General features: G+C 61.5%; 10 protein-coding genes. 6 read left to right on the top strand and 4 right to left on the bottom strand.

Annotated elements, in window-relative coordinates; all coding sequences use genetic code 11:
- The first annotated feature begins 119 nt into the window (after positions 1–119).
- From IT350_10485 to IT350_10460, 6 genes are all read left to right on the top strand, one after another.
- Positions 120–2,048 carry an AMP-binding protein gene (locus IT350_10485; protein MCC6158469.1) on the top strand — a complete coding sequence of 643 codons (1,929 nt, stop codon included), beginning with the start codon at positions 120–122 and terminating at the stop codon, positions 2,046–2,048.
- An 11-nt stretch (positions 2,049–2,059) separates the two neighbouring features.
- Positions 2,060–2,845 carry a metallophosphoesterase family protein gene (locus IT350_10480; GenBank protein MCC6158468.1) on the top strand — a complete coding sequence of 262 codons (786 nt, stop codon included), beginning with the start codon at positions 2,060–2,062 and terminating at the stop codon, positions 2,843–2,845.
- On the top strand, positions 2,842–4,308 hold the full coding sequence (locus IT350_10475; GenBank protein MCC6158467.1) for an NFACT family protein: 1,467 nt from the start codon (positions 2,842–2,844) through the stop codon (positions 4,306–4,308). Before IT350_10480 ends, IT350_10475 begins: the two co-directional genes overlap by 4 nt.
- Positions 4,309–4,443: 135 nt before the next feature.
- Positions 4,444–6,090, top strand: a complete 1,647-nt coding sequence (locus tag IT350_10470) for a B12-binding domain-containing radical SAM protein (protein MCC6158466.1) — start codon at positions 4,444–4,446, stop codon at positions 6,088–6,090.
- A complete protein-coding gene (locus IT350_10465) occupies positions 6,078–7,535 on the top strand; it encodes a B12-binding domain-containing radical SAM protein (GenBank protein ID MCC6158465.1) in 1,458 nt (485 codons plus the stop codon). The genes IT350_10470 and IT350_10465 overlap by 13 nt, the downstream gene beginning before the upstream one ends.
- Positions 7,536–7,626: 91 nt before the next feature.
- Positions 7,627–9,324 (top strand): hypothetical protein, encoded by a 1,698-nt coding sequence (locus IT350_10460; protein ID MCC6158464.1) that lies wholly within the window; start codon positions 7,627–7,629, stop codon positions 9,322–9,324.
- A 14-nt stretch (positions 9,325–9,338) separates the two neighbouring features.
- Here IT350_10460 and IT350_10455 read toward each other — a convergent pair whose 3' ends face one another.
- The 4 genes from IT350_10455 to IT350_10440 form a co-directional block, all read right to left on the bottom strand.
- On the bottom strand, positions 9,339–10,784 hold the full coding sequence (locus IT350_10455) for a B12-binding domain-containing radical SAM protein (GenBank protein MCC6158463.1): 1,446 nt from the start codon (positions 10,782–10,784) through the stop codon (positions 9,339–9,341).
- Positions 10,785–11,047: 263 nt separating this feature from the next.
- Positions 11,048–11,548, bottom strand: a complete 501-nt coding sequence (locus tag IT350_10450) for an SUMF1/EgtB/PvdO family nonheme iron enzyme (protein ID MCC6158462.1) — start codon at positions 11,546–11,548, stop codon at positions 11,048–11,050.
- 83 nt (positions 11,549–11,631) lie between these two features.
- Positions 11,632–12,213, bottom strand: a complete 582-nt coding sequence (locus IT350_10445) for a hypothetical protein (GenBank protein MCC6158461.1) — start codon at positions 12,211–12,213, stop codon at positions 11,632–11,634.
- Between the two features lie 40 nt (positions 12,214–12,253).
- A partial coding sequence (locus tag IT350_10440; protein MCC6158460.1) for an RHS domain-containing protein occupies positions 12,254–13,356 on the bottom strand: 1,103 nt, incomplete at its 5' end.

The raw sequence follows: 13,356 nt of genomic DNA, 5'->3' as shown, positions 1-13,356 counted from the left end.
CGTGTACAATATTGAGGCTCTTTTCGCAACCACCCGCCCGGGTCCGACTGGGGCCGAATGCACATGAGCGACTGCTGCCGAATGCACATGCGCGCGATGCGCGACGAAAGGGTCCTGCCATGGTCGAGGTGATCTGGAAACCCACCGGCGAATATTTGGAAAACTCCAACATCGCGCGGCTGATGCGCCAGGTCGGCGCGGCGAATTATCGCGAGCTGCACGCCTGGTCCGTCGCCGACACCTCGCGCTTCTGGGACACGGCGCTCCGCGACCTCGGCGTCGAGTGGTACGCGCCGTACACGCAGACGCAGGCCGACGGTTTCCCCTTTGCGCGCTGGTTCGTCGGCGGCAAGACCAACGTCGTGCTCAACACGGTCGACCGGCACATCCGCGACGGCCGCGGCGATCACATCTGCTTCACGCACGAGTGCGACGACCGCGAGCCCACGACCTACACCTACGACCGGCTGAACCGCGAGGTCTGCCGGCTCGCGAACGCCATGCGCGCGCACGGCGTGAAAAAGGGCGACGCGGTCGGCATCTATATGCCGATGGCACCCGAGATCGTCGTGGTGTTTTTCGCGATCCTCAAGATCGGCGCGGTGGCGATTCCCGTCTTCTCGGGCTTCGGGCCATCGGCGCTGGCGGTGCGCCTGGAGGACGCCGGCGCGAAACTGCTGTTCACGGCGGACGGCTCGTTCCGGCGCGGCAAGCCCGTGCCGCTGAAGAATGAGGCCGACAAGGCCGTGGACCTCGCGAAGACCGTGACGACCGTGGTGGTGGTCGCCCGAACCGGACAAGCGGTGCCGATGACGGACGGCCGCGATGTGCGCTACGCCGACTTCGTCGCGGACCACGGCGACGACGCGCCGACCGAGATCTGCGAGGCCGAGGACACCGCGCTCATCATCTACACGTCGGGCACGACGGGGCGGCCCAAGGGCACCGTCCACACGCACGCGGGCTGCATCGCGCAAATGGCGAAAGAACTCGGGTACGCCTTCGACGTGAAGCCCGACTCGCGATTCTTCTGGGTGACCGACATCGGCTGGATGATGGGGCCGTGGGAGATGATCGGCGTCGCGCACTTCGGCGCGAGCTTCGTCATCTTCGAGGGCGTGCCGAACTACCCCGACGCCGGGCGGCTGTGGGAGATGGTCGAGCGATTTCGCGTCACGCACCTGGGCGTTTCGCCCACGGCGATCCGGCTGCTTCAGCAATCCGATCTGTCGTACGTAAAAAAGTATGACCGCACGTCGCTGCGCTATTTCGGTTCGACGGGCGAGCCGTGGGATCCCGAGTCGTATATGTGGCTGTTCGAAAACGTCGGCGAGTCGCGCGTGCCGATCATCAACATCAGCGGCGGCACCGAGATCGTCGGCTGTCACCTGAGCCCGAACCCCGTGACCGAGCTGACCCCCTGCACGCTGGCCGGCCCCGCGCTCGGCATGGACGTGGACGTGTTCGACGAGGACGGGCATCCGATCAAGACCGGCATCGGGCACCTGGTCTGCAAGCAGCCCGCGCCGTCGATGACCAAGGGATTCCTGGGCGACCGGCAGCGATACCTCGACACGTATTTCTCGAAGTTCCCGAACATCTGGTTTCACGGCGACTGGGCCGAGGTGGACGAGCAGGGCTTCTGGTATCTGCGCGGCCGGTCGGACGACACGATCAAGGTCGCGGGCAAACGCACCGGGCCCGCCGAGATCGAGTCGGCGCTCATGGAGCACCCGTCCGTTATGGAATCCGCGGCGGTGGGTCTGCCCGACGATCTGAAGGGCGAGACGGTCGGCTGCTTCGTCGTGCTCGCGCCGGGTCACGAGCCGAGCGAGGAACTTCGCGCCGAACTCAAGGATCAAGTCGTCCGGCATCTGGGCAAGACGCTGCGCCCCGGCGTGCTCGTCTTCGTGAGCGATCTGCCCAAGACGCGCTCGGCCAAGATTCTGCGCGGCACCATCAAGAAGGTGTATCTGGGTCAGGACCCGGGCGATACCGCGTCGTGCGCGAATCTGGACGCCCTCGACGGCATCCGCGCCGCCCGATAACGGAAGCGATCGTGCGCATCAAGATCGCCAGCGATATCCACGGCGCGTACGACGACCTCGTCGCGCAGTTGGACGGCGAAGACCTGTGCTTTTTGCTCGGCGATTTCATCAACATCATCGACTACTCCGATCGGTCGGGACTGCTCGCCGAATTCGTCGATCGCGAAACCATCGAGCAGGTCATCGAGCTCACCGCGCAAAACCGCCTCGCCGAAGCCAAGAAGGTGATGGTGAAAACCGCGGCGGGAATCGAGGATCTGTTCGGAAAAATCGCCGAGCGCACCGGCGAGTGCTACCGCGAACTGTTTTCGAAGATTCCCTGCGAGGTTTATCTCATCAACGGCAACGTCGATTTTCCGCCGCAACTGCGCGCCAATCTGCGTCCCAACATCCGGTACATCGAAGAGACGCACGTACTGGATCTGAACGGCGCGCGGCTGGGATTCGTGAACGGCAGCCCGAAGATGAACTACAGCTTCGGCATGCCCGGCGAGATTTCGCCCGAGGAATTCGAGCGCCGGCTCGTCGCGCTCGGCCCGGTCGATCACCTCTTCGTGCACTGCCCGCCCGCGATCGAGGACCTGTGTTTCGACCGCATCGCGAATCGCGACGAGGGCGGCAGCGAGGCACTTCTGCGTTACGTGGACGCGCACGCGCCGAGGACGGTCCACTACGGCCATGTCCACGAACCCCGGCGACGCGAGATGGACTACGACCGCACGCGATTCATCAACTGCGGACCTTTTCGCGACGAAAAACGGCTGACGATTCTCGAACTCCCGGACGACGCCGCGTGACGCTCACATCGCGGGAGTTGACCTTCGTCGTCGACGCGATGCGCGGCCAAGTCGAGGGCGCGCGCGTCCAGAAGATCTACCAGACGGCCGACCACACGCTCAGTATCCAGCTTCACGGGAGCGACCTGGATGCGTGGCTCATCGTGACGTGCGAGCCGGGCCTCGCGCACATCGCGCTGGCCGACGAGCGCGTCGCGCATGACCCCACGCCGCCGCGGTTCTGCGCCACGGCGCGCAAACACCTCGAGGGCGGTCGCGTGGTCGAACTCGCCGTCGTGCCCGGCGACCGTGTCGCGACGCTGACCGTGGAGCGCGCGGACGGCGTTCGCACGCTCGTCGCCGAACTCTTCGGCCGGCACGGCAACCTGATCGTCATCGACGGAGAAGGGCGCGTGCTCGACGCGGCGCGCGCGGGATCGGGGCCACGCCCCTGCGTGCCCGGCGACGTTTATCAGCCGCCGCACGCGGTCGCGCCGCCGGCCCAGGGTCCGGCCGCGCAGCGCACTGTCCGCGACTTCGGCGAGGGCGATATCGCGTTCGCGATCGGAAGGTTCTACGCGCGGGAACGCGATCGGTCGCGGCGTGACCGCGCACGGGCGGAATTGCTCGCCGCGGTTCGCAAGTCGGCGAAGCGGGCGCGAGAGCATCTGGCGAAACTCACGCGCGAAGCCGAGGACGCCGGCGACCCCGTGCGCCTTCGAGCCGACGCCGAGCATCTCGCCGCGTCGATGCATCTCGTCAAAAAGGGACTGGATCGTATCGAAATCGAGGATTGGTACGGCGGTCCCGCGCGCGTGATCGTGCTCGATCCCAAATTGGGCGCCGCCGGGCAGGTCGATCGGTTGTTTACCCGAGCCCGTCGCGGCGAACGCAAGCTCGCGGCGCTCGCCGAGCAGATCCCCGAGGCGAAGCGCCGCGCGGATCTGGCCGCGGCGTTGGCGCAGGAGATCGAGCGCGCGCCCGATGACGCATTGGGCGTTCTGCGCGCGCGCGCCGAGGCCGAAAATTTCATCCCGAAACCGCGCAATCCAATAGGCGTCACAGCGGCGACGACACGGAAATCAACGCCGCAGCTATCGGGACCGAGGCGATACGTCGCGAAGGACGGATCGCTCATCGTGGTCGGCCGCGACGCCCGCGAAAACGACGAGGTCACGTTTCGCATCGGCGTGGGAAACGACTGGTGGTTCCACGTCTCGGGCGAGTCGGGAAGCCACGTCGTCGTCAAGGTCCCGCCGGGGCAGGAGTTGTCGTCGGAAACCTTGCTGGACGCCGCGACGCTGGCGCTGCGCGGGTCGCGACTCGTCAAACAGGGCGCGGGCGAGGTGCGTTACACGCAGCGCAAATACGTCCGCAAACCCAAAGGCGCGCCGCCGGGCCGCGTGGTGGTGGAGCAAACGAAAACCGTGTTCGTGCGCGTGGATGAGAACCGCGTCAAGCGCCTGGAAGAGTCGCGCCGATAACGTTTGGCACCGGGCGCACGAAGGATTTGTAATCCATACAGCTTACGCGGCCACGGATTCGGCGATAGACTGCGAGCATTCCGTGAATCCATGCGGACCGCGATGCGTTTGCGGGGCCGAATCCGCGGAGAATGCATGCCGACATCCGCGAATCCGCAGGTCATCCTGATCCAGCCGGCGATCGGCTACATGGATTTTCTCCGCTCGGCGCCCTCCCCTCCGCTCGGCCTGATGGCCGTTTCGACCGGCGTTCCCGAGGGAGTGCGCGTACGTCTTCTCGACGCGCGGCTCGACTCCGGTTGGCGATCGACGCTCGCAGCTTGGCTTCGCGAAGCACCGACGGTCGCCGTCGGCCTGACGTCTTACACCTCCGACATGCTCGTCAACGCCATGGACGCCGCGCGCATCGTGCGCGAATCGGGGCCGACGCCGGTGATCTGGGGCGGCGTGCACGCGAGTCTCACGGCCCAGCAGACCGCCGCGCACGAACTCGTGGACGCCGTGGTCATCGGCGAGGGCGAGGAGACCTTCGGCGAAATCGTTTCGTATCTGATCGAGCGCCGCCCGCTCGGCGAGATCCCCGGAATCGCGTTTTCCGAGAACGGCCGTGTCTCGGTCACGGCGAAACGCCCGCTGATGCGCGGCGAACGCATCCCGCTGCTGCCCACCATCGACGCCGATCTGCGTCCGTATCTTCCCACGTATCAGGGCGTGCCGACGCTTTACACGCAGGGCAGCCGCGGTTGCCCGTACGACTGCACCTATTGCTACAACACCGTCATGAACGACACGCGCTGGCGCGCGATCGAGCCCGAGCGGCTCTTCGAGCACATCCTCGCGCTGCGCAGAAAACACGATTTCGGTTCGGTCTATTTTGTCGACGACAATTTCTTCATCAACAAGAAACGCGCGCTGCGTCTGGCGGAACTGTTTCTCACCACGGATCTGACTTACGAGGTGCAGGGCGTGGACATCTACAGCCTCGCCCGGCTGACGGATGACGACCTGCGACTCGTGGAAAAAAGCGGTTGCAAGAGGGTTACGATCGGCATCGAGAGCGGCTCGGAACGCATCCGCACGTACATCAAGAAGCAGGGCGACGTGCCGCAGGTGGTCGAGCAGGTTCGGCGACTCGCAAACTTTCAGTTGAACCTCTTCGCGAGCTTCATGACCGGCCTCCCTTCCGAAACCGAGGACGACACGCGGCAGACCGCGAAACTGATGGTGGATCTGCTCGAACTCAATTCCCGATTTCGCACCAGCCCTCTGTATCTGTTCACGCCGTTTCCAGGGACCGAGGTTTATCAGGATGCCGTCGCGGCGGGATTTCGCGCGCCGGATTCGCTCGCAGGCTGGGCGCGCGTGGGCGAATGGAACCGGTATTCGTGGGATGACGGCGACAAAAAAGAAAAATTCGAACGCCTGCATTTCGCGTCGATATTCATTGATCGCAAAATCAACGACTATAGCCGGTCGTGGCCGCTGCGGCTCGCGAGCACGCTTTATCGACCGATTGCGCGCGCGCGTATGCGCCGTTTCTATTTCGGCATGATGATCGAAAAGGCCGTCGCCGATTTGCTCATGCCGCGTTTCCCCAGAGCACCCGTCGCGACGACGCCGGAAATCCGAGGAAAAGGGGGCGGACGTATTGGCCGGTCGCTCGGCGATACCGTCCGTCGTTTCCGAAAGTCTTTTGGTCGGGTGCGCCCACAATCCGCGGGTGCGGTTCGAGAGCAGTCCTTACACCCTGCCACCGAGGGGAGTCCGTCATGCGAGTGTTGATGGTGCGCGTCAGTCAGCCTATTCCCGTCAAGACGTCATCGCCGCCGCTCGGCCCACTCTGGCTATCCACCGCCATCAAAAGGGACTTTGGCGGAGACGTCGACGTTCGTATTCACGACTCGCGTAACGAGAAAAAGCCGCTGGACGCGTTGTCCAGATTGGTCGCCGATTATCGTCCCGATGTGGTCGGGCTCAGCGCGCTGTTCGGCGAGCAAAAAGGCGTTGCGCTCTCGGCCGACGTGGTCCGAGGGGCTCATTCCGCGACGCACGTCGTGGCCGGGGGGCCGTTGGCCACGGTCGATCGGGCATGCGCGTTTGACAGTCCCGCGGTCGATGCGGCCATCCTGGGCGAGGCCGAGTATTCGTTCCCGCGGTATTTGCGAAACCTGTTTTCGAAACGACATGCTGACGCCATTCCCGGCGTAGCCACCCGTGGCGATCTGGATCAACCGGAAACCGTTTCGGAAGCCCCACAGGACTTGGACGCCCTGGGATTTCCTGATTGGTCATCCATTCGGTTCAAAGACTATCTCGCGGTCAATTCCATGAACGGGATGGTTCAGGCCGGCCGTCGCGTCGCTCCGGTCATGACGTCGAGAGGTTGCCCGTACCATTGCACTTATTGTCACAATCTGATGGGTCGAAGAATGCGAGCGAGGTCCACGGACCATGTTCTGGAAGAGATCGATATTCTCGTCCGCGACCATCGCGTAGATGAGATTCAGTTCGTGGACGACATCTGGAATTACGACCGGCGGCGCGTTTTGGAGTTTTGCGAAAAAATCGCAGCCCGACCGTACAAAATCCACATCGCGTTCCCCAACGGCGTGCGGGGGGACCTGCTCGACAAGGAACAGATCGACGCGCTCAAGCGGGCCGGTTGCTACAACCTGACTTTCGCGGTGGAATCGGGCTCCGATCGCGTGCAGAAACTTCTGAAAAAAGCGCTCAAACCGGAACGGTTGATGGAGAGCATTCGCTACGCATCGAGTATCGGAATCTTGACGAAGGGATATTTCATCATCGGTTTTCCGACAGAAACCGCGGAGGAAATCGAGAAGACCGTGCAATTGGCCGTGGAGTCCAAACTCAACCTTGCGAGTTTTTTCACATTCACTCCATTTCCCAAGACGCCGCTTTACGATCTTGCGGCGGCGGAACTTGGCGAGCGAATTAAAGACCTGGACTACGATTACTACCCCAAACATTCGTTCTATGCCTTGGCGACCGGGCGTGATCTGTCGGTCACGCAGAAACGCGCCTACCGCCGATTTTTTTCGCCACGAAGGCTTCTTCGTCTCGTCACAGCCAGCACGAGACCATTCCTGCTCTTTGCATCATTCACGCGTTTGAGCGCGAGAATCACGGCCGGCGAATACTACCGTCGATTACTGTTCCGTCGTCGAATGGACACGGACGCGGTCGCTCAGGCGGCAACGGTTTGAGGGCTTTCGTTCGACATTTTGACCGGCAACAACGGTCCTGGGATGCCTTTCGCCCAGTGGCGCAAACGCACCGAAAATAGATACGCTCATCATGGCGCAATCATTTTTGTCTCACCCGACGCGGCGATTGTGGCTGTCCGTCGCGCTGCTTTCCATGATCGCGACCGTTACGCGGTTCTGGAACATCGGCCGTAAACCACTATGGAACGATGAGGCGATGGAGGTCTTGATCGCCTCGTTCAAATGCCTGCCGGATCGCATGATTTATTATCTGCCGAATCTGTCCTTTAGCGAGGGCGTTCGATGGCTTGCGATGTGGGGCGCTTCGGATACCGTTTTGCGCATATTTCCGGCGATCATGAGCCTGGCCTGCGTCCCTTTGGCCGTCATGATGGCGAGACGTCACCGTGCGGGAGTTCCTGAGTCGTTGTTGGCCGGACTCCTGGTCGCGTGGTCGCCACTGCAGGTGGTGTATGCCCAAGAGGTTCGCCCCTATTCCACCGTGGCCGCATACGCGTTGGCGGCTCATTTATTTCTTGATTCGGCGTTGGCGCGCGGGAATCGTGCTGCGATCGCCGGGTGGTTGATCGTTTCGACAGTCGGTGCCTTCACGCAAGGCTATCTGATTTTTCTCGGCATCCATGTTTGTTGGATCCTCATCCGGGTGTGTTCGGTCGAGACCGAGATTCGGGGCCATCGTCTGCGCCTTTTTGGCCAGGTTGTGTTTGGCGCGGCGCTCAGCGGAATTTCTTTGGCCGGATTTATCGTCTACGCCGTCACTTGCCGTGAACACTTGTTGAATATCGACTCGTATACCGGCGTCTCACCCGTCATGATGATCGCATTTCTTCTGGGCTTTCTTTTCGGCACTCCGATCTTGGGAGTAGTTGGCGCGGGAATCACCGCGTTTGGAATGATGGCCTGGATCCGGCAGGGACGCGGCCCGGTGGTCGTGGTGACATCGCTCGTTTTCGTGGCGTCGATCCTGGCTTATCGGATCTTTGGAACGACGAAATTTTCCATTCGATTCTGGGTGCCGATTCAACCCTATTTGTTTCTCCTGCTCGCATGCGGACTGGCAACCCTATACCGGCACCGACCCCTCGGAACCTCCTTGACTTGGGTTATTGTCGTGGCGTGGATTGTATTCGGCGCGGTTGGAATCGTCCGGTATCACCAGCGTCCGGCCAAGGATATCGCCGCGTTCGACATCCGGCGTGACGCGGCCCGGTTGCGAAGTGAGGACATCCGCATCGAGGGGTACCTGTTGCCCGATCTCTACGCGGTGTCCTTGGTGAGACAATATCGGACGCAGTGGGGCGATCGTCCCGTCTATCTGTGGTCGAAGTCCCCCGATTATCTCGCGCTGCTATTCGGAAACATGACTACCGCGCCCTGTCCGCCGCACGGCGCGGAATCCGGTCGGTCATGGGCTGTGGTGAATGAACTCATGCCCGTGCATCGCAAAGACATTCCGTTCACTAACGATATTTCGCCCTGGTGGACGGCGGGTCCGGAAATTTGGGCGACAAGTGTTGGACCATCCTTGATTCCATACGCGGACCTGAAAAACTCCTGGTTCGTGACCGGCCCCGATTTTCCGGGGGAGCGGCACGTTGTGCGCTGGCTGGACGCGCCGGCGGGTCGAATGACGTGTCTTTCCGCCGATGCCTGGCGAAAAGGGCGGTGGTCTTTCTGGAAATTTCTGCCGGGGTTTGGCGTCGATGTGAAAACCATTGTGGGTCCGCCGGTGGATCCGGCCAAGTGCCCGTCTGGAGCCACTCCTTGAATGGACTGCTACCGTCAGGCGCCGGTCGCGGCGGGTGCCGTGTCCGCGGACGACATGGCGACCGGTTTTGGCTTTCGACTGGAAAAGACGGCCTTTCGGGCGAAATCGAAAGCCGCGCGCACGATCTGCTCCATCCCTCGCGGCGCGGCGAGGAACATCAGGATCGTCCACACGGTGCGCGGGCGCAGATAGAACGTGAGATAGAAATTTCGCACCCACCTGGCGACGACGCGATAACGCGGCCAATCGCAGAGCGTGCCGTCAAACACCCCGCGCCAGTACTCGGCAAACGTCGGCTCGTCCACGCCGATCGGCACGTAGCCCGTGACGCTCGCATACGTGGGTTTCGCCTCGCGCAGCATGGCCTGCGAGCGCGCCAGCGTCGCCTCGCTTTCCAGCGGATGGCCGACGATCATGTAGGCAATTGACTTGATGCCGTGCCGATTCGTCTTCCGAATCGCCTCGACGACCTCCCCCGGCGTCGAGCCCTTTTCCGTCGCGCGCAGGATTTCCTCGTCGCCCGATTCCACGCCGAGCGCGATCTGGTAGCAGCCCGCCCGCTTCATGAGGGCGAGCGTTTCGTCGTCCACGCAGTCCACGCGTGTTTTGCAGCTCCACCGCAGTTTCGTTTTGCGCGCGATCATCGCCTCGCACAATTGGCGTGTGCGCCCGGCGTCGAGCGTGAACGTGGGATCGACGAAGTAGATCTCGCGAATATCGCGCGATTCGTACAGCGTCGCCAGTTCGCCGGCGCATCGCTCGACCGACCGTTTGCGATACCCCCGGCGAATCGTGCAAAACGAGCACGGCCAGGGGCACCCGCGCGAGGTCTCGTAGGGCGCGATCGGCGCGTAGAGTCCGTACGGCGGATGCAGATCGATGCCCGTCCGCCCGAGCGCCGGCCGCGGAAATTCCAGTGCGTCCATTTCCGGCTGCGGCGATGGCGTCGCCGGGCGTTCGTGCCCCGACCCCGACCAGACAATCCCCGGGAGTCCGTCGAGAGGGTTTCCCGCCCGCATCGCCTCGACGAGCCCACGCAGGGCGAGTTCGCCTTCCCCGACGACGATCCCATGCGCGTCGGGCACGCGTTCCCACAGCAGCGAAATCGGAAACGTCGTGGACGCGCCGCCGAGCACCACGAGGGCGCGTGGGTGCGTCCGCCGGGCGATCTGCGCGAACACTTGCGCCCAACCCAGGCTGAAGACGATGGCGGACAGGCCGATCAGGTCGTAGCGGTTTTCGCTGAGATGCTCTTCCACGGCGCGCGCGGGATCCGGCCGCGTCGAAACGTCGAGGACCACGCACTGGGCGATATCCGAAATCGCGCCGCGAAGGTAGCCGAGACCGAGAATGTGCGCCGTGCTGCGCCCGCGCCACGGGCGGCCCGCGACGTTTCCGAGCACCTCGTACGACGGCGCGTGCAGTAGGAGGACGCGGAAATCGGATGCGACGGCGTGCATGGGCGAAGAATCCTACACGAGGAGCGCGCGATCTCCAACGCAATTCGCCGTTTTCGTGGCCTCGCGGACGCGGTCGTGATCGAAGACGAGTGGCGGCTGAAGGACGCGGCATCGGCTCACGACGTCGATACGGACACGGATGGATTCAGGCAACGTCACGCGGCAGCGAAAGACGTGCGAATATCGAAGCTGAAACCGTCGTTTCGAGCGTAGCCTTCCGACCGAGTCGAGAATTCCCTCTCTGACAAGTTCCGACTCACGGCCTATGTCTTCGCATCGACCCACGACACCATCTCCACCGGGCAGTCGCCGCCGCACGAGGCAAAGTGGCTCGGGTTCGAGCCCATCACCGCGGCGTACTGGGCCTGCGTCGTCTCGGTCGCCGCCATCTGGAACGACTGCGTGAGAATGACCGTGCGCGGCGGCTTCTCGTGGTCCTCGCAGTCCGTGTCGCCCGGCGAGCAGCCCATGACGAACTCGCCCGCGGGAATCGGCACCCACGCAATCTCCGTGTCGTCGTCGGCGCCGTCATCGTCGTCATCATCATCGCCGTCGTCGTCCCCGCCGCCGTCATCGTCGCCCGACCCGTCGTCGTCGCCGGAACCGCCGTCGTCATCTCCGTCGTCGTCATCCACGTCGCCGCTAGGCCCTGAGCGTGTCGAAGGGTCGTCCCCGCCCCCGCCGCCGCAGGAGGCCGCGAGCAGCGCAAGAACGATCAACGCCGCCAGAACACCCAGATCTATCGATTTCAGTCCGTCGCGCATCGATTTCTCCTCGAATTACGTGGCCGCAGGTGGCCTCTTGCTAACCGCTTAAGAATTTCCAAGCTATAATCTATTCATCTAAGTCACGGATTGTCCGAACGAGAAATTCCCTGAAGTAATATTTGAACAAACCGGTCAACATCGCGAACTCTTTCATTGCCACAACTTGTATTAAGTTTTATTTTTATAGCGACTTCTTTCTTATCATACGCGTCGATGAGAACCTCATCGGCAACGCTCGCCATGTTTAACATATGATCATCCCCGGAGAGCTGGTTGATAATTCCCTTTTTTTCTAAGCTTTTTGCTCGCGAACCCCACATCGCAAGTTCATAGTCGTCAAAGCTCAGTAATTGCAACTCTCTTAGAAATAGTTTAGCGTACTTATTAACCAAGATGCAATCAATAATCACTTTGCGATTCCCGTTTGCAACACGTAGATGTTCGATCATATCAAGAAATCTCAAAGACTTTCGTCCAAGGTTTTTCAAATAATAGAAATTCTCCTCAGAGGTCGCCGGGCCTTCACATAATGGTATTTCTATGCTTCCGATCTTGCTCAGACATAAACCCATTTCAATTTGCTGACCTTCTAATACAATTCGATGAACGTCATTTTCTTTGTCATGAATATAACGATATGAACTTCCGAGTTCATCGATCACCAAGTATCTCTCTCCTCGTACAGTCGTCACTGTGTCCTCCTCACTCATCGATGAAGTAACGTCTGTTTAGAATCTCCTCGCCATCTGGGGACCACTCTGTAACATGTAAATGAGGTTTATCATGGGGCGATGGATTATTCTTGTCAAACCGAACCTGCTTTAATTCGTCCTCCGACTGCCTGAACCAGTCGTTTGCTTTGTTAAAGCGCGTTCGTGCCCCAGGGCCCAGCCATTTATCTAGAGCATCCATAACGTCATCAAATCGTCCAGGTTTGCCTATTAGTCCGAGCGCAGGCAATCCGGGCAATGCTAAGCTCAAGGCGTCCCAACCGGTCCAAAGCCAATCGCTTAAATTACAGTACCCTCCGTTTATCAAATCCATTACATCCCAAACAAAAGCCGACGAATCATTGAACCCTTCTATTAGCTCCCACGCTGCAGCTGCGGCAACCGCAGCGGGATGACTTCCTTCAAAATCTACATATAGCAATGGATTATTGTGGGCATAAATATATTTGTTGACGGACAGAATGTAGGAATCCGGCGTCAAATACCGCCCGATCTTGGGGTCGTAGTACCGGTGCCAGTTGTAATGGAGGCCGGACTCCTCGTCGTAGTACTGGCCCGGCAGACGCAGGTTCATCTCCACGCGCTCGCCCGAAACCCAGTCATTCGGCACGCACTCGGTGCGTCCCGTGGCGTCCTGATGCACGCGGCCCCAATCGCACAGCGCGTTGCCGAAGGGGTCGTACTCCGTCGTCCACACGACATCGGCGGATTCGTCCGTCAGGAAGACCGGCGCGCCGCGGTGATCGGTATGGATGTAATAAACGTCGTACTCCCCGCCCAGCGACACCTCGCCGGTGTCCAGACACGGCGCGATGGGAACCGCGTCGGCCTGCGCGCGCGGCATCGCCGCCTGAGCAGACCGAACGGGCGCGAACGCGGGGGCCGGAACCGCCGTCACCGCGAGCGTCATGGCCGCCGCCAGGCAGACGAAGCCGCCGCGCCGGCGTCCACCACGCAGGGAGCCCCGGAATAGCCCGCCCAAACCAAACCCGGAAACCATACCGACAAAGCCGACTCCCAGAAGAATCGAACCGCCGGAAACGAGCGCGTCAGGATTCCCGAATTCGACGATTT

It is taken from the genome of Deltaproteobacteria bacterium (assembly GCA_020845895.1).
Taxonomy (GTDB): Bacteria; Lernaellota; Lernaellaia; order JACKCT01; family JACKCT01; genus JADLEX01.
This window is presented reverse-complemented; position numbering and strand designations above follow the sequence as displayed.

Excerpts from the sequence above, each read along its gene's own strand:
- IT350_10470 (MCC6158466.1), top strand. The coding sequence starts at position 4,444 with ATGCCGACATCCGCGAATCCGCAGGTCATCCTGATCCAGCCGGCGATC.
- IT350_10455 (MCC6158463.1), bottom strand. The coding sequence starts at position 10,784 with ATGCACGCCGTCGCATCCGATTTCCGCGTCCTCCTACTGCACGCGCCG.
- IT350_10450 (MCC6158462.1), bottom strand. The coding sequence starts at position 11,548 with ATGCGCGACGGACTGAAATCGATAGATCTGGGTGTTCTGGCGGCGTTG.
- IT350_10465 (MCC6158465.1), top strand. The coding sequence starts at position 6,078 with ATGCGAGTGTTGATGGTGCGCGTCAGTCAGCCTATTCCCGTCAAGACG.
- IT350_10485 (MCC6158469.1), top strand. The coding sequence starts at position 120 with ATGGTCGAGGTGATCTGGAAACCCACCGGCGAATATTTGGAAAACTCC.
- IT350_10460 (MCC6158464.1), top strand. The coding sequence starts at position 7,627 with ATGGCGCAATCATTTTTGTCTCACCCGACGCGGCGATTGTGGCTGTCC.